Source organism: Bradyrhizobium sp. cf659, from assembly GCF_900113725.1.
GTDB lineage: Bacteria > Pseudomonadota > Alphaproteobacteria > Rhizobiales > Xanthobacteraceae > Bradyrhizobium.
This window is the reverse complement of record NZ_FOQJ01000004.1, coordinates 302,589-328,137: the sequence shown is the minus strand read 5'-3', so window position 1 is coordinate 328,137 and position 25,549 is coordinate 302,589. Positions and strand designations below refer to the sequence as shown.

Here is a 25,549-nt window from a genome sequence, read left to right as displayed (position 1 = left end):
CAAGAACCGCTTAGCAATCGGACTTGCCCATCGCCGTTTAGCGGGGCACGGTGCGGTTGGCGATCTGGACGAAACACAGTCCTGAGTGGTAGCGTACGCAAATCCCAGCAAAGATGGGGCATATATTCCGGCGAGGCCAGGTTGGCAAAACTAACCGGCGTCGTGGAGCTGTATGTATTTTCGCAAAGCCAAGGACATATTGAGGGAAAAGGCGATGGGGTCGAGAACTTACACCGGGGCTTCATTCAAAGATTTGATGAACGACAATTATTTCCCTCTGGAAAACATGAAGAGGAGCGTGGACATCCTCAAGGCGTCGCCGGACATCCACCTGCCGACCCTGGAGTACGGCCAGTACCATCTGATCTTGACGCCCGCAGACAAATGGCCGGACGGGAGCGCGGCGTACTGGCACAAGGAGAAGGGACGGGCTCGCGTCGACCTCACCACGCAGCTGAATACGGTCCCGCTGTCCAAGGACGAGTCTGGCGTGATCCCGCTGACGCGATGCGCGCTGCTCGATGCCTGCGTGCGGAAATGCTTCAATTCCGAGCCGCCGATCCCGATGAAGACGAACATCATCACCCACGCAGCGAGCGACGCCTATGCCGACCGGCACGAAATCCGGCTGGAGTGGGAGTACGACAACGGTGAGGACCAGGCGCCGACGCTGCTCCACCTGACGATGGTCTGTCCGTACAGATCCTGATTCCGGGCGGGACCAGGCGCGGTCGTTTTCGCACCAATCGAAGATGGTCCGTCGTCACCACAGCATACGTTGCACGACGAACCAATCATGCCCTCGCCCGCTCGGCTCGAAGGCCGCGCCGCACTGTCTCGCACCCTCGCGGCCGCGCCCCGTCATGGGCCTGTCGCACGAAGATGATCTGCTCCTTCCAGCTGCGCGCGCGAGTCGCCTGCTTGAGGCGACCGTCGCGCCCGTTGACAGGAGCGGCCGATGCCCGTGGGACTGCTGGAGGTCGAAGGCACCATCGAGGTCAGCCAGTTCTGGCCGGAGGGCCGGTCGGATGCTGACACCACCAAGGTCGTGGTGGCCGTCGCGCCCGATGCGATCCGCTTTCGCAAGAACGACACCTCGCCATTCCAGCCGACCCATGTCTTCGACAACGCCAAGGTCAAGGGCCGAACCAACACGGCGCCGATCAAGAACGGCAAGCTGACCGTTCGCCTCCAGGGCATCGACGCGCCGGAGCTGCACTACCAGCCGTCGCCGCTGTCGCCCGCCGAGAAGAAGGGCCTGACGGATGCCAAGCGGCAGGCCTATCACGAGGTCACGCACCCCTACCGGCAATTCCTCGGCGCGACGTCGAGCAAGGCGCTGCATGATTTCCTCAGCCGTGGCGGCGGACCGACGCTGGCCTGCCGGGTGTTCACCCATGTCGATGCGCCGAACGAGGTGTTCGACACTTATGGACGGCTGGTCGGCGACATCGAGGTGACGGTCGCGAACCGGACGGTCGACATCAACCACTGGCTGGTCGAGCAGGGCTTTGCCTATCCGACGTTCTACTCCTCGATGAACGACGACGAGATCAAGGCCTTCCTCGCCCTCGCCAAAACCGCGCGAACGAAGAAGCTGCTGGTCTGGAAACATCTCGCCAGGACCATTCCCGCGTTCGACTTCGACCTGCGCGAGCCAAAAAGGAACGAGACCGACGTGCTCGCGACCGACAAGGGCCCGGTGATCATGCCAAAGCTCTACCGCCGCTACACCAACTGGTCGGCGCGCAAGAAGGCGAAGGTGACCAGCCAGAATTTCCAGAAGTTCCTGGGCGAAGGCTCCGGCGGCAAGCCGGACACCTGCTATGAGATCGACGACTTCCTGACCAACGGCGTGCACTCGGCCACGCCGCGGAATTTCGCGGAGTTCGTCGAGGGCGGGAAGACGATCAAGTTTCAGCCGGAGGGGCTGGTGTTCGGCGAGGCGCCGTCGAGCCTGGTTGGGGCGGACAACAAACCCATCCTCCATTTCTGACGCTCGCCTGTCGCCAAAACAAAAATGGCCCGCATCATGCGGGCCATTTACTCATCAGAAGCTGCGACGTCCGAACTTGGCCTTCAGCGACGTCGCGCCGCCAGAGCACCTACTTGTTAGCGAAGGCCGCCGGTGACGTGAAGTGTCTCGCCGGTGACGTAGGACGCCTCGTCCGATGCGAAGAAGGCCACCGCGGCAGCGATCTCCTCGACCTTGCCGATGCGGCCAAGCGGGGTGGCGGATTCGATCCAGTTGCGCATGTCGCCCTCGTGCAGGCCGGCCGACACGACGCCTTCGGTGGCGATCATGCCCGGATTGACGGCGTTGACGCGGATCTTGCGCGGCGCCAGCTCCTTCGCCAGCACGGCAGAAATCGCATCCACCGATGCCTTCGTCGCGGTGTAGACGGCGGTGTTTGCCGGCGCGATCGTCGATACGCCGGAGCTGATGTTGATGATGCTTCCGCCGTTGGCGTTGAAGTGCTTCGACGCTTCACCCGAGACCAGGAGAAGGCCGAGCACGTTGAGGTCGAAATGCCTGTGGAAATGCTCGGGCGTGATGGCCTCGAGCGGCGCGAATTCGTAGACGCCCGCGTTGTTGACGAGGATGTCGATCGCACCGAACGCCTTGACGGTCTCCGCGACGACGCTCTTCACGTCCTTGGCGTCGGCGAGGTTGCCATGGACCGCGACGGCTTTACCCCCCTTGGCGATGATGGCGGCGACCACGCGGTCGGCGGCCTGCTTGCTGGAGCTGTAATTGACGGCAACCGCCGCACCCTCAGCCGCAAGCCGGGCGGAGATTTCGGCACCAATGCCTTTGGATGCGCCGGTCACGAGCGCAACTTTGCCTTCGAGTCTCTTGGTCATCGCATGTCTTCCGTTGTTCGGCGGGATGCCGATATTCAATAGTTCAATACTATTAAACTATTGAATGAATTCAAGGGGCATGCTATATTTTGGGCATGGTGCAGTTCGTTCACCCGGCGCGGGATGAGATTACGCTGGCCGGAGTGCTCGGCGCCCTCGCCGATCCCATGCGGCTGCGTATCGTCAAGAGTCTGGCCGCGCAGAAGGATTGCATGTCGTGCACCGAGGCTGCGCCTTGCCCTGATATGGCGAAGTCGACCCTGTCGAACCATTTTCGCATTCTGCGGGAGGCCGGCCTGATCCGGACGTCAAAGCAAGGCGTCCAGCACCGCAACGTCCTGCGCGAGGAGGACATCAACGCGCGGTTTCCGAAACTGTTGAAAATGATCCTGAGCTTTCCGGACTGAGGACATTTCGATCGCGCTTGCTCAAGGTATGGCCGATGTTTCCACACGGAGCGCTGGTCAAACAAAAATGGCCCGCTTGATGCGGGCCATTTTCGTATCGGAACCGGTGAAGTCCGAATTTGGTTGCGGGGATAGGATTTGAACCTATGACCTTCAGGTTATGAGCCTGACGAGCTACCGGGCTGCTCCACCCCGCGTTAAACCGTTGCGCGCCTTCGTCAAAATGCCGGGGACGATGAGGTAAGGCCGACGCTGTTCGCGTGGCTTGCTTCGTCCGTCCCAAAGGCTTCCTTGGAAGACAACCCCGGGGCAAAGCCCGTCGGGTGCGGGGGGTATGTACCAACCCGGGCTGCCTTTGGAAAGGGCTGCGGGGACGTTTTTTTCGACTTTATGACAGGCAGATGGACCGGATTCCGGCCCGCCAGCCGCACTCTTGCCAGAAGTTCCGCAAAGGACCAGCTTGCGGCAACAAAACCAAAGGCGAAACGCCATTTTGGGGAGGAACGCCATGGGCCAGATCAGGGACCAGATCTTCGACCGATCTTTGGACCGATCCCTGACGAGCGCCCCGCTCCGGGGCCTCGAAGACGCCTTCCACGCCATGGTCGCGCGGTCGCGGGCCGAGCCGGCCGCTGATCTGGCCGGGCGGCTCGACCGGCTGGCGCGATTGCGCGCCGTCGTCGCCGACAATGAGGAGCGCTTCCGGCTGGCGATCTCGGCCGATTTCGGCCACCGCTCGGCGGTCGAGACCACCATCGCCGAGACCATGATGGTCTACAGCGAGATCCGGCATGCCACGAAGCACCTGAAGAGCTGGATGGCGCCGCAGCGCATCGCCACCGCGCTGCAATTCCTGCCCGCGCGCAACCGGCTGATGCCGCAGCCGCTCGGCGTCGTCGGCATCATCGCGCCCTGGAATTATCCGCTCCAGCTGACGCTCGCGCCCGCGATCGGCGCCATCGCCGCCGGCAACCTGGTCATCATCAAGCCGAGCGAGCTGGTCCCCCACTTCTCGGCGCTGCTGAAAGAGACGGTTGCGGAGAGGTTCGATCCGACCGAACTGCTCGTCACCGGCGTCGAGGACGAGATCGCCAAGGCCTTTGCGTCGCTTCCCTTCGATCATCTGGTGTTCACCGGCTCGACCCGGGTCGGGCGGCTGGTCGCGGAGGCCGCGGGACGCAATCTCACGCCTGTCACGCTCGAGCTCGGCGGCAAGTCACCAGCGATCATCGACGCCTCCGCCGATCTCGAGGAGGCGGCCGAGCGCATCGCCTACGGCAAGCTGCTCAATGCCGGGCAGACCTGCATCGCGCCGGATTACGTGCTGGTGCCGGAGCACTCGTTGCAGGCCTTCGCCGAGAAGGTACGCGCGCAGATGCGGCGCATGTTCGGCACCGATCCCTCGAACAAGGACTACACCTCCGTCATCTCCGACCGGCACTACGCGCGGCTGGAGGAACTCGTCGCCGATGCCGCCCAGCGCGGCGCAAAGATCCTGCAACCGGCAAAGGCCGACGATCCCAACTGGAAGGCGCACCGCAAATTCCCGCCGACGCTGATCCTCAGTGCCACCGAAGACATGGCGGTCATGCAGGAGGAGATCTTTGGGCCGGTGCTGCCGGTGCTGGGCTATCGCGAGCCGGCAGATGCGATCGCCTTCGTCAACCGCCGCGACCGGCCGCTCGCGCTGTACTGGTTCGGCAAGGACCGCGATGCGCGCGACGCGGTGCTGTCGCGCACCGTCTCCGGCGGCGTCACCGTCAACGACTGCCTGTTTCACTTCGCGCAAATCAACCAGCCGATGGGCGGCGTCGGCGCATCCGGCAGCGGCGCCTATCACGGCGAGTGGGGCTTCAAGACGTTCAGCAAGCTGAAGCCGGTGTTCTACCGCTCGAAATTCAACCGCCTCGCCGACCTCTACCCGCCCTATGGCGGCAAGATCGCGCGGCTGGAGAAGTTGATGCGGTTCATGTCGTAGCTATCCGTCATTCCGGGGCGCGCGCAGCGCGAGCCCGGAATCCATTTGTCCGCATCAATGGTGGTGGGATGGATTCCGGGCTCGCGACTTCGTCGCGCCCCGGAATGACGACCAACAAGAAGACTCTCAAAGGGGGAAACAACAGTGACTGACACATTCGATTTCGTCGTCGTGGGCGCGGGCTCCGGCGGCTGCGCGGTAGCGGGGCGGCTGTCGGAGGATGCGGCGACGTCCGTGGCGCTGCTCGATGCGGGCGGACGGAACGACAATTGGCGGATCACCACGCCATTCGGGCTCGCCTTGCCATACCGCGCGGCCAACTGGGCCTTCGATACTGTGCCGCAGAAGGGATTGAACGGCCGCATCGGCTATCAACCGCGCGGCAAGGGCCTCGGCGGTTCTTCGGCGATCAACGCGATGGTCTACATCCGCGGCAACAAATGGGACTACGACCACTGGGCCGCGCTCGGCAATTCCGGCTGGTCGTATGCGGATGTGCTGCCCTACTTCAAGCGCTCGGAGAACAACGCCGATTTCGACGGCGAATATCATGGCAAGGGCGGTCCGCTGCATGTCAACAAGCTGCGCTCGGACAATCCGATCCATGACGTCTTCCATCAGGCTGCGCGCGAGGCGCAGTTCCGCATCCGCGAGGACTTCAATGCCGAGGACCATGAAGGGCTCGGCAGCTACCAGGTGACGCAGCGCAATGGCGAGCGCTGGAGCGCGGCGCGTGCCTATGTGGATCCCCACATGGACAAACGCGCGAATCTGCGCGTCGAGACGCAGGCGCATGCCACGCGCATCTTGTTCGAAGGCAGGCGCGCAGTGGGCGTCGAGTACCGGCAGGGCAAGGAGCTGAAGCAGCTGCGCGCCCGCCGCGAGGTGATCCTCGCCGCCGGCGCCTTCCAGTCACCGCAGTTGCTGATGCTATCGGGCGTCGGCGACGGCGATGCGCTTGCCGCGCACGGCATCGGCGTCGTGCATCACCTGCCGGGCGTCGGGCGCAATCTGCAGGACCATCCGGATTTCGTGTTCGTCTACGCCTCCGACTATCCGCACTTCGTTCACTCGTCACTCGGCCGGCTGCCATCCCTCCTGCGCGCGATCCAGCGGTACCGCCGCGAGCGACGCGGCCTGATGACCACCAATTTCGCCGAGTGTGGCGGCTTCCTGAAGACGCAAGCCCACCTCGACGTGCCGGACATTCAACTGCACTTCATCATCGCGATGCTCGACGACCACGGCCGCAAGAAGCATAAGGAAGCGGGCTTCTCATGCCATGTCTGCCTGTTGCGACCGAAGAGCCGCGGCAGCGTCTGGCTGAAGAGCGCCGATCCGCTCGCAGCACCCATGATCGATCCGAATTTTTTGGGCGAGGCGGAGGATCTCGAGACGATGGTCGCGGGCTTTAAGACCACGCGACGGCTGATGGAGACGCCTGCGATGCGCGCGTTGCAGAAAAAGGACATGTTCACGTCCGACGTGAGAACGGACGACGATATTCGCGCCATCCTGCGCAATCGCGTCGACACCGTCTATCACCCCGTCGGCACCTGCAAGATGGGCGCGGACGCGATGGCCGTGGTCGATCCGCAATTGAAGGTGCACGGCATCGAGGCCTTGCGCGTCGTCGACGCCTCGATCATGCCGACGCTGATCGGCGGCAACACGAACGCGCCGACGATCATGATCGGGGAGAAGGCGGCGGATATGATCCGGGGGGAGATGCGGTGACTCTTCTCCCTCTCCCCGCTTGCGGGGAGAGGGTCGGGGTGAGGGGGAGTCTCCACGAGGACGGTGACAATTGAACTTGCGGAGACTCCCCCTCACCCGGAATTTGCTGCGCAAATTCCGGCCTCTCCCCGCAAGCGGGGAGAGGCGAAGACACAATCAATTCAACAAGAACCCGCCATCCACGGTCACCACGCTCCCCGTCATGTAGCGCGAGGCCTTCGAGGCCAGCAGCAGGATTGCGCCGTCGAGATCGGACTCGGCGCCGACGCGGCGCTGGGGGATGCGTTTTGCCAAACGCTCGCCCGCCGGCGTCGACCAGAAGGCGTGGTTCATTTCCGTGTCGATATAGCCGGGCGCCAGCGCGTTGATGCGGATGTTCTGCCCCGCGAGCTCCAGCGCCATCGCTTTCGTCGCCTGGATGATGCCGGCCTTGGAGATCGCGTAGGGCGACACCGCTTTCAAGACGCCGGTGCCGAGCACGGAGGCGATGTTGACGATGTTGCCTTCCTGCTTGCGCGCGATCATGCGCCGCGCGACTTCCGTCGCGAGGAAATAGGCGCCCTTGAGATTGGCGCCGATCACCGCGTCCCAATCGGCCTCGGTCTGCTCGGTCGCAAGCTTCTCGATGGCGATGCCGGCATTGTTGATCAGCACCGTGACGGGACCGAGCGCGGCCTCCGTCGCATCGACGGCCTTCGCGATGGATGCGGTGTCGGTGACGTCGAGCGCGACGGCGGCGGCGCGGCCGCCGTTGCCGCGGATCTCCTGTTCCAGATTCTTCAACTTGTCCGTTTGCCGTGCCGCAAGCGCGACGGCCGCGCCATGCGCCGCCAGCACCCGGGCAAACTGCCGCCCCAGCCCCTGGCTGGCACCGGTGACAAGGATGGTTTCTTTACTGACGTCGAATAGGCCTGACATGACGATGTCCTTGGACATGACCCCTGAGCTTCTGGAGCCAAAAATACAGACGATTTTAGCGATCTGAAACTGGAATGATCGGTTCGGCGTTCATTCGTTCCACCGGTGCAGGGCCTTGCTCATGAACAGTTTCGATCTCGCGGTCTATGCGGCGCTCGCCATCGCCATCGGCTTCGGATTCAGGACCGGCCTGCTGCGCAGCGCCATGACCATCCTCGCCTATCTGCTCGCCGCGCCCATCGCGGTCGCGCTGATGCCGCTGATCGCGCCGCAGATCACCAGCAATCCGAATTCGCCGCTGCTCCAGAACTGGGTCTGGTTCTTCGGCATCTTCGTGGTGGTCGGCATGTTGTTCGGCCATATCGGCCGTATCGCGCTGAACGACACCATCGGCGAGGCCGGGATCGGCGACCGCCTCGGCGGCGCCGCGCTCGGCGCCGTCAGGGTCGGCCTCGTCGCCACCACGCTGGTGCTGGTGTTCGACCAGATCGTGCCGGCCAACCGCCAGCCGCCCTTCCTCGCCGACTCGCGTCTGCGGCCGCTGTTCTCGGCGGTCGGGCAGATGGGCTTCAAGACATTGCCGCCGGAGGCCGCCGCTGCGATCGACCGCCTCAAACAGGAGCGGCGGATCTGAAGCGCGATAAGATCGCGCCTTGTCGTTTGGGCATGATCTTTTCGGAAAACCGCCACCCACTTTTCCGGATCATGCCTGCACATTTGCATCGCCGCGCGGATGCGCATGCATTTTGGTGCGAGCCGGTCCCTTATCAGCGGCACCACAGTTGGCTAGAGTGCCGCCCATCCAAAACCTGCCTGACATTACGGGAGTTAAACTGTGGATCTTGGGATCAAAGGTCGCCGCGCCATCGTCTGCGCATCCAGCAAGGGCCTCGGCCGCGCCTGCGCCGTCTCGCTGGCCGAAGCCGGTGTTCACGTCACGCTGACCGCGCGCGGCGCCGAAGCCCTGAAGAAGACCGCCGACGACATCCGCAAACTCTATCCGGCCGTCACGGTCACCGAGATCGTCGGCGACATCACGACGCCGGCGGGCCGCGAGGCCGTACTGAAGGCCTGCCCGGAGCCCGACATCCTGATCAACAATGCCGGCGGCCCGCCGCCCGGCGATTTCCGCAACTGGACCCGCGACGACTGGATCAAGGCGATCGACGCCAACATGCTGACCCCGATCGAGCTGATCAAGGCGACCGTCGACGGCATGATGGCGCGCAAGTTCGGCCGCATCGTCAACATCACCTCGGCCGCGGTGAAGGCGCCGATCGACATCCTCGGCCTGTCCAACGGCGCGCGCGCCGGCCTCACCGGCTTCATCGCCGGCCTATCGCGCAAGACCGTGATCAACAACGTCACCATCAACGGCCTGCTGCCGGGCCCGTTCGAGACCGATCGCCTGACCGGCACCGCGAAGGCCGAGGCCGACAAGCGCGGCGTCACGCCGGAGCAGATCCTGACCGAGCGCGCCAAGCTCAACCCCGCCGGCCGCTTCGGCCAGCCCGACGAGTTCGGCTATGCCTGCGCCTTCCTGTGCGGCGCCAAGGCCGGCTTCATCACCGGGCAGAACATCCTGCTCGACGGCGGCGCGTTCCCGGGCACGCTGTAAGCCCCCCATCGCCTCCGCAACAACGTCATCCGCAGAAGATCGTCATGCCCGGGCTTGCCGTCTTCGCTAAAGCTTCGCCGGCCCACCACCGAGTAGCCCGGCGAAGCCTTTTGGCGAAGCCGGGTCCCGGGCATCCACGTTCGGCCAGGTAAGACGTGGATGGCCGGGTCAAGCCCGGCCATGACGATGTGGAGACGTCAGAGCCCCATCATCCCTGCTCACCGCAAGGCCCACGCCACTCACCGCCGTTTCGTCGCTTCATCCTCGTCCCGTTCGCTGGGACCGGAGGAATCGGCGGTGAGCCGCTCATCGGTCCAGTCGACGCCGAGTTCGTCGAGACCGTCGGCCAACAGATCGCCCAGCATCGGCTCACCCAGTAGATATTGCACAGCTTCGCGCCGGGGCGCCTTGTATTCGGCGCGGGCCTCGGCGGCGCGGGCGCGCAGGTCGTCCCACTCGTCGACGGAGCCGTCGCCGCGGCCGAGCCACATCAGCGTCACGAGGTCGAGCTGCTCGTCCTCGTTCAGCGCCCCGATGAAGCCGGTCAACTCGCTTGCGACCGGATCGGACGCCGTGTCTTCCAGAACGTCGATGTCGTCATCGTCGGACGGGTTCGAGCCCGAGTCCGGATCGGATGCAGCTTCCTTGACGTCGAATTCGCGGGCCTTCTCGATGATGAAAGCGACCTTCTCGGCGGAAATTGCAAGCTCTGGCATCGTCTTCCCTCCGGCTTGTCCTGGGTTCCAGCGATAACGCGGCGCGCCATCAGATGATCCATTGCGCTTCATGGCGGAAACCCGCATGTTTCGGCGCAAAGCAAGAACATGGGGACACGCCGGATGTCGTGGAAGGTGGGCAAGGTCAAGATCACGAAACTCGTCGAGATGGAGACAGTCGGCTCGACCCGCTTCATCCTGCCGGCCGCGACCAACGATGAAATCCGGAAGCTGCCCTGGCTGATCCCGCATTTCGCCACCGACGAGGGCCGGCTGAAGATGTCGATCCACTCGCTGGTGGTGGAGACGCCGACGCGCCGCATCGTGGTCGACACCGGTCTCGGCAACGACAAGCAGGGCCGCGGCGTCCCGGTCTGGAATAACCGCAGCACGCCGTTTCTGGAGACCATGACGGCAGTGGGATTTGCCCCTGACAGCATCGACACCGTGCTGTGCACGCATCTTCATGTCGACCATGTCGGCTGGAATACGCGACTGGTCGATGGCAAATGGGTGCCGACCTTCCCGAAGGCACGCTATGTGTTCGGCAAGACCGAATATGAGTATTGGCGCGATTATACGGCCGAGCCGGACAAGGTTGCGGTGTTCAACGATTCCGTGAAGCCGGTCGCCGATGCCGGCCAGGTCGAGCTGATCCCAGGCGATCACCGGCTCTGCGAGGAGATCAGCGTGATCCCGACCCCCGGCCACAGCCCCGGGCACATGAGCGTCCTGATCGAGTCCGGCGGTGAACAGGGGCTGCTCACCGGTGACGTCGCCCATCACCCCTGCCAGATGGCGCATCTCGACTGGTGCTCGATCGTCGATACCGATCCCGCCCAATCGGCGGCAACGCGGCACAAGGTGTTCTCGCGCTTTGCCGACACCCCGACGCTGGTGATCGGCGGGCATTACTCGGCCGGACACATCAGGCGGGACGGGGATGCGTTCAGGTTCGTGGCGCTGACCTAGGTCTCGTGCCCCGGACGCTGCGCAGCACGAAGTGATGCGCTGCAGAGCCGGGGCCCATGTGGCCACAATCTGGGTCCCGGCTCTGCGCCGCATCGCTTCGCGCTGCGTCGCGTCCGGGACACGAGACTGACCGCCACCCACCGAATCCAGAAGCCTGCAATGCGCCCCGCTTTGAGCGGTTGAATTTCCCGCCGCCCTGTTCCATGAAGCTATTTAACCGATCGGTCCATCTCCAGGGAGAAACGAGAATGAAGCTTGTTCGTTACGGCGAAAAGGGTGCGGAAAAGCCCGGCCTGATCGACAAATCCGGCCAGTTGCGCGACCTGTCGGCGCATGTGAAGGACCTGACCGGCGAGGCCTATTCGCCGGAAAGCCTGAAGAAGCTCGCCGCGCTCGACCCCGCCTCGCTGCCCGCCGTCTCGGGCAAGCCGCGGTTCGGCGCGCCGGTCACCGGCATCTCGAAATTCGTCGCCATCGGCCTCAACTACAGCGACCACGCCAAGGAAACCGGCGCTGCGATCCCGACCGAGCCGATCATCTTCATGAAGGCGAACACCTCGCTCTCCGGCCCCAACGACGCGGTCGAGAAGCCGCGCGGCTCGACCAAGCTCGACTGGGAAGTCGAAATCGCCGCGATCATCGGCACCCGCGCCAAGTACGTCTCGGAAGCCGATGCGCTGAACTACGTGGCCGGCTATTGCGTCTGCAACGACGTCTCCGAACGCAACTTCCAGACCGAGCGCCTCGGCCAGTGGACCAAGGGCAAGTCGCACGACACGTTTGGCCCGGTCGGCCCGTGGCTCGCCACCAAGGACGAGATCAAGGACGTGCAGAACCTGTCGATGTGGCTCGACGTCAACGGCCAGCGCCGCCAGACCGGCTCGACCAAGACCATGATCTTCTCCATGGCCCAGTGCATCTCCTATGTCTCGCAGTTCATGACGCTGCTGCCGGGCGACATCATCACCACGGGCACTCCGCCCGGCGTCGGCCTCGGCATGAAGCCGCCGACCTTCCTCAATGTCGGCGACGTCGTGACGCTCGGCATCGAAGGCCTTGGCGAGCAGCGGCAGGAGATTATTGCGGCGTGAGCCGCAATCCGTACACTTCTCGTCGTCATGCCCGGGCAGCAGCGCGAAGCGCGTCTTCTCACAAGATGTCCCGGGCATCCACGTCTCACAGTCTAGCCGCGCGGAAGCGCGTGGATGGCCGGGTCAAGCCCGACCATGACGGTGGAGACGCTGTTCGTACAAGATCGACCGCAGGGAATTGTCCGCATGAAACTCTCCTTCTCCGCCGCCTCGCCCTTCGCCCGCAAGGTGCGCATCGCCGCGATCGAGCTTGGGCTGATCGACAAGATCGAGCTGACGCCCGCAACCGTCGCGCCGGGCACGGCCAACGAGGACTATTCGCGCATCACGCCGCTGAAGAAGCTGCCGGTGCTGATCACCAATGACGGCGACGTGATCCTGGATTCCTACGTCATCGTCGAATATCTCAACGAGATGGCCGGCGGCAGCCTGATCCCGGATTACGGCCCGCGGCGCTGGAAGGCCAAGACCAATCACTCCCTGACCAACGGCATGCTCGATTCCATGCTGCTGTGCCGCTACGAGAGAATGGTGCGGCCGCAGGGCTTGCAATGGCAGGCGTGGTCGGACGACCACTGGAACCGGGCCTGGACCGGCATGGCGCGCTTCGAGAACATGCCCGATGTCCTGAACGGTCCTTTCGACATTTCGCAGATCGGCCTCGTCTGCGTGCTCGGCTATGCCGATTTCCGCTTCGCCGATTGCGGCTGGCGCAAGGCCTATCCGAAACTCGACGCCTTCCACCAGAAGATGCTGGAGCGGCCCTCCGTGAAGATCTCGGTGCCGCCGGCCGCATAATCCGTGGGAGCTCTCATGAGCCTGAAATTCACCGTCGGCGACCTCACCATCCATCGCGTCATCGAGCAGGAAACCTCGTTCGTCCCGGCGATGGAGATGCTGCCGGGACTGACACCCGAGGTGCTGGCCGAGAACCGGGCATGGATGCGGCAGGCCAAGGCGCTGGATGAGCAGGATGTGCTGCTGCTGTGCTTCCAGTCCTATGTGGTGAAGACGCCGCACCACACCATTCTGATCGACAGCTGCATCGGCAACGACAAGCCGCGGCCGCAGCGGCCGAAATGGAACATGAAGGCCGACGACACCTATCTGCGCGCGCTGGGCGCCGCCGGATTCCCGCCTGGCGACATCGACTTCGTGATGTGCACGCATCTCCACGTCGATCACGTCGGCTGGAACACGCGGCTCGAGAACGGCCGCTGGGTGCCGACCTTCCCCAAGGCGCGCTACGTCTTCGCCAAGCAGGAGTTCGACCATTGGTCGGCTCAGAACGCGAAGACTGAGATCCCGCCTTTCGTGGACAGTGTGCTGCCGGTGGTCGAGGCGAAGCGCCACGAACTCGTCGGCAACGACCACCAGATCGGCGATCACGTCCGCATCCTGCCGACACCCGGCCACACGCCGGGCCATATCGCTGTTACGATGGGCCGCGGCAAGGACGATGCCGTGTTCTCCGGCGATCTCATGCACTCGCCGTTGCAGACGCTCTATCCGGAGCTGTCGATCAAGTTCGACGTCGACCCGGCCAGGGCGGCAACGACGCGCCGCAGCTTCCTGGAACGCTATTGCGACACCGACACGCTGTGCTGCACCGCGCACTTCCCCTCCCCGTCGGTCGGGAAGATCAGGCGCAAGGGCAACGCGTTCGTCTGCGCGGCGGTTTAACGAGATGCCGTAGGGTGGGTTAGCTCTGCGGCTGCGCAAAGCGCAGTCGCTGAGCGTAACCCACCTCTTTAAGTTCTGCAGAGACAGAAGAGGTGGGTTACGCCTTCGGCTAACCCACCCTACGATTCCACCCAAGTGGAGGAAACGATGACAGCGCTCCCCGACGTCCCCCTGCCCGCCGGCATCCGCTCGCGCTATGTCGACGGCATCAACGGCTTGCGCATGCATGTGCTCGAGGCCGGCTTCGAGACCAAGGGCCGCCCCTGCATCCTGCTGCTGCACGGCTTTCCCGAGCTCGCCTTCTCCTGGCGCAAGGTGATGCCGGCGCTCGCCGCCGCCGGCTATCACGTGATCGCGCCGGACCAGCGCGGCTATGGCCGCACCACGGGATGGACCGCGGACTATGACGGCGACCTCGCGCCATTCCGTCTGTTCAACCTGGTGCGTGACGCGCTGGGGCTGGTGTCGGCGTTCGGCTACAAGCAGGTCGATCTGATCGGGCATGATTTCGGCAGCCCGGTCGCATCCTGGTGCGCGCTGATCCGGCCCGATGTGTTCCGCTCGGTCGTGATGATGAGCGCGCCGTTCGGCGGACCACCGCCGCTGCCGTTCAACACGGTCGATGCGCCGGCGCAGATTTTGGCCGAAGATCCCGTGCATCGCGAGCTCGCGGCCCTGCTGCGTCCGCGAATCCACTATCAATGGTACTATTCGACGCGCACCGCGAACGCCGACATGCATCACGCACCGCAAGGCGTGCATGATTTCCTGCGCGCCTATTACCATCACAAGAGCGCGGACTGGACCGACAACAAGCCCTACCCGCTCAAATCGTGGTCGGCAGGTGAGCTGGCAAAGCTGCCGACCTATTATGTGATGGACCTGAACGAGACCATGGCGGAGACGGTCGCCAAGGAGATGCCCTCGCCGGCGGCGATCGCCGCCAATCAATGGCTGCCGGACAACGCGCTCGCCTATTACAGCGCCGAATATGGCCGCACCGGTTTCCAGGGCGGGCTGCAATGGTATCGCTGCGGCACGTCGGCCGCCTTCAACAACGAGTTGCAGCTGTTCTCGGGCCGCAGCATCGACGTGCCCTCCTGCTTCATCTCCGGCAAGCAGGATTGGGGCACTTATCAGCGCCCCGGCGTGTTCGAGGCGATGCAGAAAAGCGCGTGCACCAGGATGCTCGGCTGCCATCTCGTCGACGGCGCCGGCCATTGGGTGCAGCAGGAGCAGCCGGCCGAGGTGAGCCGCTTGCTGCTCGACTTCCTTGCCAAGACTTACTGACTGAAGCCCGCGCCGGCTGATTTGACCCGGGAACCACGGCGGCCTATATAATTTAGAACCATTCTAAACTAGTGGGACAGGGCCGTCGTGAAGAATTTTGCCGATCTGACCGAGCGCGAGGTGCTTGCGGTCGCGATCTCCTCCGAGGAGGAGGACAGCCGCATCTACATGACCTTCGCCGAGGATCTGAGGGAGCGTTATCCGGATTCGGCCAAGATCTTCGAGCAGATGGCCGAGGAAGAGCGCGGACATCGTCACATGCTGCTGGAAATGTACGAGCAGCGCTTCGGTCCGCACCTGCCTCCCATCCGCCGCGAGGACGTCAAAGGCTTCCTGCGTCGCCGCCCGGTCTGGCTCACCAAGAACCTGTCGCTCGACACCATCCGCAGGGAAGTCGAGACCATGGAAATGCAGGCCGAGCGCTTTTACGTGAAGGCCGCCGAACAGGCGCAGGATGTCGGCGTGCGCCGTTTGCTCGGCGATCTCGCCGAAGCCGAGAAAGGCCACGAAGAGATGGCCGCAAAGCTGGCGGGCCAGATCCTCAGCCCCGATGTGCGCGCGGAGGAAGATCGCACCAACCGCCGCATGTTCGTGCTGCAATATGTGCAGCCGGGCCTTGCCGGCTTGATGGACGGATCGGTCTCGACGCTGGCGCCGCTGTTTGCCGCCGCGTTTGCCACCCACCAGAACTGGCAGACGTTTCTGGTGGGCCTCGCCGCCTCGATCGGCGCCGGCATCAGCATGGGATTTGCGGAAGCGCTGTCCGACGACGGATCGCTCACGGGGCGCGGCTCGCCGTGGCTGCGCGGTCTCACCTGCGGCTTGATGACGACGCTCGGCGGGCTCGGCCATACCGCGCCCTATCTGGTGCCCGACAGCTGGGCCAATGCGTTCTGGATCGCAACCGCGATCGCCGGAATCGTCGTGTTCTTCGAGCTATGGGCGATCGCCTTCATCCGCTCGCGCTACATGGACACGCCGTTCCTCCAGGCCGTGTTCCAGATCGTGCTCGGCGGCGCCATCGTGCTCGCGGTGGGGATATTGATCGGGGCGGCGTAACGACCTCACACTCGCTGTCATCGCCCGCGAAGGCGGGCGATCCAGTACGCCGCAGCGGATATGGCGAGAGCGAGCTCTCAAACGCGGGCCTCTGGAACACTGGATCGCCCGGCCAAGCCGGGCGATGACACCGAAATTGTTGTTGGGCCGCCCCGATGACCACCGGCGAGACATATCAATCGCGATCAAACGGCGGTTGCGGTGTTCGGCCAAACTGCGCATCATCCTCCAACAACCAGAGCGGGAGAAGCGCCGTGGCCAAATCCGAATGGAGCTTCAAAAGCGCGGTCGAGCTGTCGGCCGCGCTGACCGCGAAGAAAGTCTCCGCGGTCGAGCTCGCGCAGGACGCGATCGACCGCATCGAACGGCACGACGGCAAGATCAACGCGGTCTGCGTGCGCGATTTCGATCGCGCGCTCGGTGCGGCGCGCGAGGCGGACGCCGCATTGGCGCGCGGCGAGCGCAAGCCGCTGCTCGGCCTGCCCTTGACGATCAAGGAATCGTTCAACATCGCCGGCCTGCCGACGACCTGGGGCTTCGTTCCGCAGAAGGATTTCAAGCCTGTCGAAGACGCGCTACCGGTGGTACGCATCAAGCAGGCCGGCGGCGTGATCCTCGGCAAGACCAACGTCCCGGTCGGCCTCGGCGACTGGCAGAGCTACAACGACATCTACGGCACCACGAACAACCCCTATGATCTCGGCCGCACGCCGGGTGGATCGTCCGGGGGATCTTCGGCAGCCCTCGCCGCAGGCTATTGCGCGCTCGCCACCGGCTCCGATATCGGCGGCTCCCTGCGTGTGCCGGCATTTCATTGCGGCATCTTCGCTCACAAGCCGACCATCAATCTCTGCGCAGCGCGCGGCGAGACTCCGCCGCCGTTTCCGGCCATTCCGCGCGAAGGCGACCTCGCCGTCATCGGTCCGATGGCGCGCACGGCAGCGGATCTTTCCTTGCTGCTCGACGTCATGGCCGGACCGGATCCGCTCGATGCCGGCGTCGCCTACAAACTCGATTTGCCTGTTGCGCGGCATCAGTCGCTGCGCGATTTTCGTGTCCTGGTGATCGAGAGCCATCCGCTGCTGCCGACTGACCGGGACGTGCGCGGCGCGATCGACAAGCTCGCCACCGACCTCACGAAGGCCGGCGTGACGGTCGCGCGCGAGAGCGCGCTGCTTCCGGACTTCGCGGAGACGTCGCGGCTTTACATGCGCATGCTGCTGGGCTTCCTCGGCGCGTTCTTCCTGCCCGACGAGCTGGCGGATTCGCGGGCACGAGCGAGCCAACTGTCGCCAGATGACCGGAGCCTCGGCGCGGAACGACTGCGCGGCATTACCGCAAGCCACCGCGCCTGGGTGCTCGACGCCGGCACCCGCGCCGGCCTGCGCGCGCAATGGCGCGCGCTGTTCAAGAACTTCGACGCGGTGATCTGCCCGATCATGCCGACGCCGGCCTTTCCGCATGATCATTCGCCGGAGCAGCGCCTGCGAAGAATCGACATCGACGGCACGGACTATCCTTATTCCGACCAGCTCGCCTGGCCCGGCATTGCGACGCTTCCGGGCCTGCCGGCAACGGCCGTTCCGCTGGGACTGTCGAAAAACGGGCTGCCGGTCGGCGTCCAGATCATCGGCCCCTTCCTCGAGGATCGCACGCCCTTGAGGCTCGCCGAACTGATCGAGCGCGAGTTCGGCGGCTTCACACCGCCGCCATTGTTCGATGATTAGTCTCTCTCGTCATTGCGAGCGACGCGAAGCAATCCAGACTGCCGCGACGGAGAAATTCTGGGTTGCTTCGTCGCAAGGGCTCCTCGCAATGACGGAGCAAAATAACGTCGCGCTTCGCGCGACGCGCGCTCCGGAATGACAAGAAGGAGAGGAACGCCATGAGCCAGGACATGGAAGAGCTCACCGCGCTCAACCGCGACTACGTCGCCTCCGTGCAGAACTGCGACGTCAAGCGGTTCGACGAGATCCTGGCGCCGGAGTTCTATTGCTCCAATCCCGACAAGACATTGGTCGACCGCGCCGCCTTCCTGGAACAGACGGCGCGGCCGATCGCGATCCGGAACCTCAGGGAGCACGACGTCATCATCCGCATCATGGGCGACTTCGCCATCATCCACGCGACGACAAGCTACACCACGGGAGACGGCCAGCAGGCGACGGGCCGCTACACCGATTGCTGGACGAAGAAGAACGGCAGATGGCTCGCGGTGTCGGCGCACGTGTCGCGGTGAGGATTTCACCTCTCCCCGCAATGCGGGGAGAGGTCGACGCCGGAGCGTAGCGCAGGCGGCGGGTGAGGGGCATGGCACACTGCCGACTACGAGTCCGGTAGTTGCCGACCGATCATTCGAGGAGTCGGAGAGGCCAATCGTAAGGCACCGTCGCGCACGGCCCCTCACCCGGATCGCGCCGGACGATGCTACGCATCGCCGGGGGCGATCCGACCTCTCCCCGCAAAGAGCGGGGAGAGGTGAAGCAATCAGCTATCAAACACGATCACGCTCCGCAGCGTCTTGCCCGCCTTCATGTTGGCAAAACCCTCGTTGATCTCCGACAGCTTCAGCTTGGCCGAGATCCAGTCCTCCAGGTGCAGCCGGCCGCGCAGGTAGAAATCGACCAGGCGCGGCATGTCGACGCGGAAATGGTTCGAGCCCATGGACGAGCCCTGGATCTTGCGTTCGCGGAGGAAGTCGAAGCCGTGCAGCTCGATCTTCTGGCCGAACGGGATCATGCCGACGATGGTGGCGGTGCCGCCGGAGGCGAGCATGCCAAACGCCTGCTCCGCCGTTTCCTTGCGGCCGAGCACCTCGAAGGAGTGATGCACGCCGCCATTGGTGAGATCGCGCACCTGCTTCACGACGTCGCCGTCGGCGGGATTGATGATGTCGGTCGCGCCCAGCTTGGTCGCGAGCTGGAGCTTGGCCGGGTTGGTGTCGATGGCGATGATGCGGCCGGCGCCGGCGATCTGCGCGCCGTTGATCGCGGCCATGCCGACGCCGCCGCAGCCGATCACCGCGACGGTCTCGCCGGCCGTCACCTTCGCCGTGTTCACCACCGCGCCGTAGCCGGTGATGACGCCGCAGCCGATCAGCGCGGCAAGATCAAGCGGCATCTCCTTCCTGATTTTGACGATCGCGTTCTCGTGCACCAGCATCTGCTCGGCGAAGGACGAGAGATTGAGGAACTGATGCAGCTTCTCGGAGCGCGACCATTGCATGCGGTCGGAGACGCCCGGCAGCAGCTTCACCGTGGTATCGGTGCAGAGCACGGTGCGGCCGGTGGTGCAGTTGTCGCAGGTGCCGCAGAACACCGACAGGCAGGTGACGACGTGGTCGCCCGGCTTCACGTAAGTTACGTCGGAGCCGACCTGCTCGACCACGCCGGCGGATTCATGCCCGAGCACCGCGGGCAGCGGATGCGGATAAAGGCCTTCCATGAAGTGCAGGTCGGAATGGCAGAGGCCGGCGACCGATGTGCGGATCAAGACCTCGCGCGGGCCCGGCTTCGGCAGGCTGACATCCTCGATGACCAGCGGCTTGTTGACTTCATAGAGGACGGCGGCCTTCATCGAGCACTCCCTGTCGCTTTTTTTGCTTTGAACGCGGGCGCAGCCTACGCTGCCAGAACCAGTTCGCCAACCTCGCTCATCCCAGCCACGCGCTCGCCAAGCAGAAGCTCGGCGATCTTCGCTTGCTCGGCATTTTCCGTCAGCCGGAACGGATCGTTCGGCGAGACCCGGTGATCGATCACGAGCCGCGACAGCAGCAGCCGGCGCGCATCGCCGCGCATAGCGTGGATGCGATGCGACTCCCAGGCGAGCGCGACCGCACTTGCGACGTGATAGAGCAGGCTGGTGGCGCGGCGCGCGTCAGCCTCGTTCTCGGATTTCCCCGCAACCTCGCGCGCGAAACCGACCGCGCGATCGGTGAGGCCGCGCAGGCGGTCGCACCAGGCCTGCGGCACCGAGGCGCTGTCGTCGAGCCGGGCATGCAGATCCGCGGCCAGCGCAGATTCGGCGCCGTGACGGCCGACCGCGCGCCGGAGCGCATCGATCGCGACGATGTTGCCGGTGCCTTCCCAGACCGAGCCGAGATGGGCGTCGCGCAGCAGGCGGGCCGTGGCGAATTCCTCGATATAGCCGATGCCGCCACGCATCTCGAGCGCATCGCCGCAGACCTTGCGTGCATCGCGCGTGGCGCGGAACTTCAATGTCGGGGTGAGGATACGCAGCAGCGCCGCCGCATCCTGGCTGCCCGCCTCGGCCCGGTCGAGCGCGTCCGCAGTGAGGAAGCTCATCGACAGCGCCTGCTCGACCGGCAGCATGATCTTTAGCATCTGCCGCCGGCCGAGCGGCAGATCGATGATGCGGCTGCCGAACACCACGCGGTTCTTCGCGACCGTCATGGCGTCGTGATAGGCGCGGCGCATCAGCGCGGTGGATTTGACGCCGTTGGAGAGCCGCGACGAATTCACCATCTCGGCCATCTGCACGAAGCCGCGGTCGAGCTTGCCGACGGCGTAGGCGATCGCGCCTTCGAGCTTGATCTCCCCTGACGCCATCGAGCGCGTGCCGAGCTTGTCCTTCAGACGCACGATCCGGTAGTGGTTCTGCGAGCCGTCGTCGAGGAAACGCGGCATCAGGAACAGGCCGACGCCGCGCGTGCCGGGGCCGGCGCCTTCGGGACGCGCCAGCAGCATCACGACCTTGGCATCGGCATTCGAGCAGAACCATTTTTCGCCGTAGAGGCGCCAATGGTCACCCTCCTGCACCGCGCGCGTGGCCAGCGTGCCGACGTCGGAGCCGCCCTCCTTCTCGGTCATGAACTGGCCGCCCTGGGTCAGCTTGCCCATGTCGGTCTGCGTCAGACCATCCAGATATTTCGCCTTCAACGCCTCGCTGCCAAAGTTCGCCAAGAGTTTTGCGCAGCCGTCGGTGACGTTGATCGGACAGCCCATGCCGAATTCGGTCTGGTTGAACAGGAAGGTGAAGGCGTGTTTCGCCACGACAGGATATTTGTCCGGCCAGCCCATGATGCCCTTGCGGATCGACAGTGCGTGGATGCCGAACTCGCCGAAGGCAGCCTTCTCCAGTTCGCGATAGGCCGGGTGGTATTCGATCCACTGCATGTCGCGGCCGAACTTGTCGCGCTGGTGCAGCACCGGCGTGTGCCGGTCGGCGAGGCGCGCGCAGTCGTCGAGATGACCGCCGGCGAGCTCACCAAGGCGGTCGAGATGCGGCTCGATGTGACGGAACAGCATCTCCGGCAGATGGATGCGCAAGAGATCCGTCAGCGCCGGATCGGCACGGTAGAAATTCATGCCTGTGGTATCGGGCGCCAGCAGGCCGGATGGTGCGGCCGCGGCATTTTTCGGCTGCGCTATGACCGGCTTGTGCATGATCGTCCTCTTCGTTTCCGCCCGCCGGCATTTCTTAGCACTTGCCGCTTGGGATGATGTCGATCATGCTCCAGCCAGGAAGCCGGATAAAGCCGCAAATTGTCAGGGAGGCATGATCGCCGTGAAGGAGCAATTCGCTCTGCGGAATTGTGATCGGCCGGGCCTGCACCCCGGCTGGTTGTCCGCACGGCGGATGCATAGATCAGCGGCTTCCCGTCTCCGAGAGATCACGCCATGGAACACCCGAAATACAAGATCGCGCTCATCGTCGGCGCCGGCGAAGGCCTGAGCGCCTCGCTGGCGCGGCTGCTGTCCACACAAGGCATTCGCGTGGCGCTTGCCGCGCGGAAGATCGAGAAGCTGGGCGCGCTCTGCACCGAGACCGGTGCAAGAGCCTATGCCTGCAACGCGACCGAGCCGGATGAGGTCGAGCGCCTGTTCGGCCTCGTCGAGCGCGAGATCGGCACGCCCGATCTCGTCGTCTACAACGCCAGCGGCCGCACCCGGGGACCGTTCGTCGACCTCGTCCCGGCCGATGTCGCGCAGGCGATCGCGATCAGCGCCTATGGCGGTTTCCTGGTGGCGCAGCAGGCGGCAAAGCGCATGCTGCCAAACAGGCACGGCGCGATCCTGTTCACCGGCGCTTCGGCCAGCGTCAAGGGCTATGCGCAGTCCGCTTCCTTCGCGATGGGCAAGTTCGCGCTGCGCGGTCTCGCCCAGAGCCTGGCGCGCGAATTGTCGCCGCAGGGCATCCATGTCGCGCATTTCGTGATCGACGGCGGCATCAGGAGCGCGGCACGGACGGAAGCAGCCGACAATCCGGATTCAATGCTCGATCCCGACGCGATCGCGGAGAGCTACTGGAACGTGTTGCAGCAGCCGCGCAGCGCCTGGAGCTGGGAGCTGGAGCTGCGGCCGTGGGTGGAGAAGTTTTGAGTTGAGTTTGTCATTCCGGGGCGGCTCGAAGAGCCGAACCCGGAATCTCGAGATTCCGGGTTCGATGCTTCGCATCGCCCCGGAATGACAACAATGAACGGGGAGCGACATGACCACGGACACCACCGTCGACACCGGCACAAACGAACTCCTCTGCGTCATCCGCGACCGCGTCGCGGTGATCACGCTGAACCGGCCGGAGGCGCGCAATTCGCTGTCGGATACGCTGACGCCGGCGCTGCGCACGATGATCCGCACCTGCGCCGAAGATCCCAAGGTCGGCGCGCTGCTGATTACCGGCGCGGGCGAAGCGTTCTGCGCCGGCGGCAACGTCAAGGGCATGGGTGCGCATCGCGATCCGAAGAAGCTGGAGATGTCGCTGGAGGATCGCATCACCGATCTCCAGGAGCGGCAGCGGCTGCTCACCGGCGCACTGGTGTCGGTGCGCAAGCCCACGATCGCCGCGCTGCCGGGGCCGGCGGTCGGCGCGGGGCTTGCCATCGCCATGGCCTGCGACATCCGCATCGCCGCGCAATCGGCCTTCGTCGCCACCGGCTATGCCCGCATCGCGCTGAGTGGCGATTACGGCATCGCCTGGCTGTTGACGCGGCTGGTCGGCACCGCGCGGGCGCGCGAGCTGATGTTCACCGGCGACAGGGTCGATGCCGCGCGTTGTGAAGCCATCGGCCTCGTCAACCGCGTCGTGCCCGACGACCGACTGCAAGCCGAGGCCTTCGCGCTGGCCAAATCCCTCGCCGAAGGCCCGCGCCTGGCGCTGCGCTACATGAAGGACAATCTCGACGAGGCCATCCAGTTCGATTTCGAGACCGCCCGCGACCACGAGGCCGAACGGCTGATCCGCCTCACCACGACCGCCGATCACAAGGAGGCGGTGCAGGCCTTCATCGAGAAGCGCAAGGCGGTGTTCACGGGGAAGTAGGGCGTCGCGGCGGTGCCACACACGCGGTGTCGTCCTGGCTTTCGCCGGGACGACGCCGGGGAGACACGGTGTCTACGTAGCAGCCGCCCGCGCGAAATCCACGAACGCCCGCAGCGCTGCCGGCAATTGGCGGCGGCTTGGGTAGTACAGGAAGAAGCCGGGATAGGCCGGGCACCAGTCGGCGAGCACGCGGACCAGCTGGCGTTTTGCCAATAGTGCCTCTACCTGCGCTTCGAACACATAGGCGAGGCCAGCACCATCGAGCGCGGCATCGACCATCAGATCCTGGTCGTTCATCGTCAGCGGTCCGGTGACGTCGATGGTGAGCTCGATGCCGCCGCGCTCGAACTCCCAGTGATAGAGCGCGCCTGAGGTGAAGCGGTAGCGAATGCAAGGCAGGCCTTTCAGGTCGCGCGGCGTGGCTGGCTGCTTGTGCGCCTTGAAGAAGGCGGGTGAGCCGACCACGGCAAAACGATGCCGCGGGCCGATCGGCACCGCGATCATGTCGGCGGCAATGGTCTCGCCGAAGCGCACACCGGCGTCGAAGCCGGCCGCGACCATGTCGATCAGCGCATCGTTGATGACGATCTCGACGTTGACGTCAGGGAATGATTTCAGGAAGCGCGTCACGATCGGCAGCAGCACGAGCTGTGCCGACTGGCGCGCGGCGGTGAGGCGCAGCGCGCCGGCGGGCTTGCCGCGAAAATTATTGAGGTCCTCGAGCGCGTCGTCGATGTCGCGGAAGGCCGGCGTGATGCGGGCGAACAGCCGCTCGCCGGCCTTGGTGAGCGCGACGCTGCGGGTGGTACGGTTGACGAGGCGCAAGCCCAGCCGCTCCTCGATATTGCGCAAGGCGTGGGACAGCGCCGACGGCGTAACGCCAAGCTCGGTCGCCGCCGCGCGAAAACTGCGGTGGCGGGCGATGGCGAGGAAGGTCGCGAGGTCGGACGGGTCGATCCGCATTGATGAATTTTACTCAGTAGCTTGCATAATACATAGCGGATTATCTCAGCTATGGCGAGTCGCTACACCTTGCCCATCGGCTTCGGCCATCGCCGGGCCAGAATGGAGAGGGCAACATCATGCGTGTCTGGTTCATCACAGGAGCGTCCCGCGGATTTGGCGCGTTGATCGCCGAAGCAGCCTTGAAGGCCGGCGATGCCGTCGTCGCGACCGCGCGCGATCCTTCCACGGTCACCGCCCGCCTCGGCAGTCACGAGCGGTTGCTGGCGACGCGGCTCGACGTCACCAGCGAAGCCGAGGCGCATGAGGCGGCGGGCCAGGCTGTGAAGCGCTTCGGCCGCATCGACATCCTGGTCAACAACGCCGGATACGGCCTGCTCGGCGCGATCGAGGAAGCCAGCGACGCGGAAACGCAAAAGCTGTTCGGCACGAACGTATTCGGCCTGCTCAGCGTCACCCGCGCGGTGCTGCCGCATATGCGCCGCCAGCGGTCGGGCCATATCGTCAACATCTCGTCGGTCGGCGGCTACGCCGGCTATCCCGGCTGGGGCGTCTACGGGGCGACCAAGTTCGCGGTCGAGGGAATCAGCGAGGCGCTGGTCGGCGAAGTCGCTCCGCTCGGCATCAAGGTGACCGTGGTCGAGCCCGGCTTCTTCCGCACCGACTTCCTCGACGACAGCTCGCTGTCGCGCACCGCGCAAGTGATCGACGACTATCGCGAAAGCGTCGGCAAGACCCGCGCCCATGCGGCCGACGTCAATGGTGGCCAGCGCGGCGACCCGCGCAAGCTGGCGCAGGCCTTCCTCAAGCTGGTCGAGGCCAGGAACCCGCCGCTGCGCCTGCCGCTCGGCAGCGACACCGTGGAGCGGATCGAGGCGAAAAACGCGTTCGTCGCGCAGGAGCTGGCGGGCTGGCGGTCGGTCGCGACCTCCACCGACTTCACCAACGACGGCGCTTGAGTGAGGCAAAAA

The 25,549-nt window shown here is 64.7% G+C and carries 24 protein-coding genes and 1 tRNA gene; 18 read left to right on the top strand and 7 right to left on the bottom strand.

All coding sequences use genetic code 11. The features are described 5' to 3' along the window. Nucleotides 1-214: 214 nt before the first annotated feature. Together BM118_RS20570 and BM118_RS20565 are read left to right on the top strand one after the other, a co-directional pair. The gene (locus BM118_RS20570; protein ID WP_441299760.1) at nucleotides 215-709 is read left to right on the top strand and encodes a hypothetical protein; all 495 of its coding nucleotides are present in this window, start codon (nucleotides 215-217) and stop codon (nucleotides 707-709) included. 249 nt (nucleotides 710-958) lie between these two features. Next, the gene (locus BM118_RS20565; protein WP_092187304.1) at nucleotides 959-1,996 is read left to right on the top strand and encodes a thermonuclease family protein; all 1,038 of its coding nucleotides are present in this window, start codon (nucleotides 959-961) and stop codon (nucleotides 1,994-1,996) included. Between the two features lie 116 nt (nucleotides 1,997-2,112). Here the strand turns inward: BM118_RS20565 and BM118_RS20560 are convergent, their stop codons facing one another. Further along, on the bottom strand, nucleotides 2,113-2,865 hold the full coding sequence (locus BM118_RS20560) for an SDR family NAD(P)-dependent oxidoreductase (RefSeq protein ID WP_092187303.1): 753 nt from the start codon (nucleotides 2,863-2,865) through the stop codon (nucleotides 2,113-2,115). Between the two features lie 95 nt (nucleotides 2,866-2,960). Here BM118_RS20560 and BM118_RS20555 point away from each other — a divergent pair, with 95 nt between their 5' ends. Next, on the top strand, nucleotides 2,961-3,272 hold the full coding sequence (locus BM118_RS20555) for an ArsR/SmtB family transcription factor (RefSeq protein WP_092187302.1): 312 nt from the start codon (nucleotides 2,961-2,963) through the stop codon (nucleotides 3,270-3,272). Nucleotides 3,273-3,392: 120 nt separating this feature from the next. Here the strand turns inward: BM118_RS20555 and BM118_RS20550 are convergent. Continuing rightward, nucleotides 3,393-3,469 (bottom strand) — tRNA-Met (locus BM118_RS20550). Nucleotides 3,470-3,780: 311 nt separating this feature from the next. Between BM118_RS20550 and BM118_RS20545 the strand changes: the two genes are divergently transcribed. Both BM118_RS20545 and BM118_RS20540 read left to right on the top strand, forming a co-directional pair. Then, complete coding sequence (locus BM118_RS20545; RefSeq protein ID WP_177234499.1) at nucleotides 3,781-5,250, top strand: coniferyl aldehyde dehydrogenase; 1,470 nt, start codon at nucleotides 3,781-3,783, stop codon at nucleotides 5,248-5,250. 144 nt (nucleotides 5,251-5,394) lie between these two features. Then, nucleotides 5,395-6,987 carry a GMC family oxidoreductase gene (locus BM118_RS20540; RefSeq protein WP_092187300.1) on the top strand — a complete coding sequence of 531 codons (1,593 nt, stop codon included), beginning with the start codon at nucleotides 5,395-5,397 and terminating at the stop codon, nucleotides 6,985-6,987. Nucleotides 6,988-7,143: 156 nt separating this feature from the next. Here the strand turns inward: BM118_RS20540 and BM118_RS20535 are convergent, their stop codons facing one another. Next, the gene (locus tag BM118_RS20535; RefSeq protein WP_092187577.1) at nucleotides 7,144-7,905 is read right to left on the bottom strand and encodes an SDR family oxidoreductase; all 762 of its coding nucleotides are present in this window, start codon (nucleotides 7,903-7,905) and stop codon (nucleotides 7,144-7,146) included. A gap of 121 nt (nucleotides 7,906-8,026) precedes the next feature. On the opposite strand from BM118_RS20535, the gene BM118_RS20530 reads away from it, so the two are divergent. Both BM118_RS20530 and BM118_RS20525 read left to right on the top strand, forming a co-directional pair. Then, nucleotides 8,027-8,539 (top strand): CvpA family protein, encoded by a 513-nt coding sequence (locus BM118_RS20530; protein ID WP_092187299.1) that lies wholly within the window; start codon nucleotides 8,027-8,029, stop codon nucleotides 8,537-8,539. Between the two features lie 201 nt (nucleotides 8,540-8,740). Then, on the top strand, nucleotides 8,741-9,523 hold the full coding sequence (locus BM118_RS20525) for an SDR family oxidoreductase (protein WP_092187298.1): 783 nt from the start codon (nucleotides 8,741-8,743) through the stop codon (nucleotides 9,521-9,523). Nucleotides 9,524-9,762: 239 nt separating this feature from the next. Here the strand turns inward: BM118_RS20525 and BM118_RS20520 are convergent, their stop codons facing one another. Continuing rightward, entirely contained in the window at nucleotides 9,763-10,239 is a 477-nt protein-coding gene (locus BM118_RS20520) for a DUF3775 domain-containing protein (RefSeq protein ID WP_177234498.1), read from the bottom strand. 123 nt (nucleotides 10,240-10,362) lie between these two features. Here BM118_RS20520 and BM118_RS20515 point away from each other — a divergent pair, with 123 nt between their 5' ends. The 8 genes from BM118_RS20515 to BM118_RS20480 all read left to right on the top strand — a co-directional run bounded on the left by BM118_RS20515 (nucleotide 10,363) and on the right by BM118_RS20480 (nucleotide 18,573). Next, entirely contained in the window at nucleotides 10,363-11,211 is an 849-nt protein-coding gene (locus BM118_RS20515; RefSeq protein WP_177234497.1) for an MBL fold metallo-hydrolase, read from the top strand. A gap of 248 nt (nucleotides 11,212-11,459) precedes the next feature. Beyond that, the gene (locus BM118_RS20510) at nucleotides 11,460-12,302 is read left to right on the top strand and encodes a fumarylacetoacetate hydrolase family protein (RefSeq protein ID WP_092187295.1); all 843 of its coding nucleotides are present in this window, start codon (nucleotides 11,460-11,462) and stop codon (nucleotides 12,300-12,302) included. A gap of 186 nt (nucleotides 12,303-12,488) precedes the next feature. Further along, complete coding sequence (locus BM118_RS20505; RefSeq protein WP_092187294.1) at nucleotides 12,489-13,100, top strand: glutathione S-transferase family protein; 612 nt, start codon at nucleotides 12,489-12,491, stop codon at nucleotides 13,098-13,100. 15 nt (nucleotides 13,101-13,115) lie between these two features. Further along, nucleotides 13,116-13,985, top strand: a complete 870-nt coding sequence (locus BM118_RS20500) for an MBL fold metallo-hydrolase (RefSeq protein WP_092187293.1) — start codon at nucleotides 13,116-13,118, stop codon at nucleotides 13,983-13,985. Between the two features lie 147 nt (nucleotides 13,986-14,132). Then, nucleotides 14,133-15,275, top strand: coding sequence for an alpha/beta hydrolase (locus BM118_RS20495; protein ID WP_177234496.1), 1,143 nt, complete (start codon nucleotides 14,133-14,135; stop codon nucleotides 15,273-15,275). A gap of 87 nt (nucleotides 15,276-15,362) precedes the next feature. Further along, complete coding sequence (mbfA, locus tag BM118_RS20490; protein ID WP_092187291.1) at nucleotides 15,363-16,334, top strand: iron exporter MbfA; 972 nt, start codon at nucleotides 15,363-15,365, stop codon at nucleotides 16,332-16,334. A gap of 254 nt (nucleotides 16,335-16,588) precedes the next feature. After that, complete coding sequence (locus BM118_RS20485; protein WP_092187290.1) at nucleotides 16,589-18,061, top strand: amidase; 1,473 nt, start codon at nucleotides 16,589-16,591, stop codon at nucleotides 18,059-18,061. A 158-nt stretch (nucleotides 18,062-18,219) separates the two neighbouring features. Next, nucleotides 18,220-18,573 (top strand): nuclear transport factor 2 family protein, encoded by a 354-nt coding sequence (locus BM118_RS20480; RefSeq protein ID WP_092187289.1) that lies wholly within the window; start codon nucleotides 18,220-18,222, stop codon nucleotides 18,571-18,573. Between the two features lie 248 nt (nucleotides 18,574-18,821). Here the strand turns inward: BM118_RS20480 and BM118_RS20475 are convergent, their stop codons facing one another. Next, complete coding sequence (locus BM118_RS20475) at nucleotides 18,822-19,910, bottom strand: Zn-dependent alcohol dehydrogenase (protein ID WP_027543401.1); 1,089 nt, start codon at nucleotides 19,908-19,910, stop codon at nucleotides 18,822-18,824. A gap of 44 nt (nucleotides 19,911-19,954) precedes the next feature. Continuing rightward, nucleotides 19,955-21,739 carry an acyl-CoA dehydrogenase family protein gene (locus BM118_RS20470; RefSeq protein ID WP_092187288.1) on the bottom strand — a complete coding sequence of 595 codons (1,785 nt, stop codon included), beginning with the start codon at nucleotides 21,737-21,739 and terminating at the stop codon, nucleotides 19,955-19,957. Nucleotides 21,740-21,973: 234 nt separating this feature from the next. On the opposite strand from BM118_RS20470, the gene BM118_RS20465 reads away from it, so the two are divergent. Together BM118_RS20465 and BM118_RS20460 are read left to right on the top strand one after the other, a co-directional pair. Continuing rightward, on the top strand, nucleotides 21,974-22,675 hold the full coding sequence (locus tag BM118_RS20465) for an SDR family NAD(P)-dependent oxidoreductase (protein WP_092187287.1): 702 nt from the start codon (nucleotides 21,974-21,976) through the stop codon (nucleotides 22,673-22,675). A 109-nt stretch (nucleotides 22,676-22,784) separates the two neighbouring features. Then, nucleotides 22,785-23,615 carry an enoyl-CoA hydratase gene (locus BM118_RS20460; RefSeq protein WP_092187286.1) on the top strand — a complete coding sequence of 277 codons (831 nt, stop codon included), beginning with the start codon at nucleotides 22,785-22,787 and terminating at the stop codon, nucleotides 23,613-23,615. A 72-nt stretch (nucleotides 23,616-23,687) separates the two neighbouring features. Here BM118_RS20460 and BM118_RS20455 read toward each other — a convergent pair whose 3' ends face one another. Then, complete coding sequence (locus BM118_RS20455; protein WP_092187285.1) at nucleotides 23,688-24,578, bottom strand: LysR family transcriptional regulator; 891 nt, start codon at nucleotides 24,576-24,578, stop codon at nucleotides 23,688-23,690. Between the two features lie 119 nt (nucleotides 24,579-24,697). On the opposite strand from BM118_RS20455, the gene BM118_RS20450 reads away from it, so the two are divergent. After that, a complete protein-coding gene (locus tag BM118_RS20450) occupies nucleotides 24,698-25,537 on the top strand; it encodes an oxidoreductase (protein ID WP_092187284.1) in 840 nt (279 codons plus the stop codon). Nucleotides 25,538-25,549 lie beyond the last annotated feature (12 nt).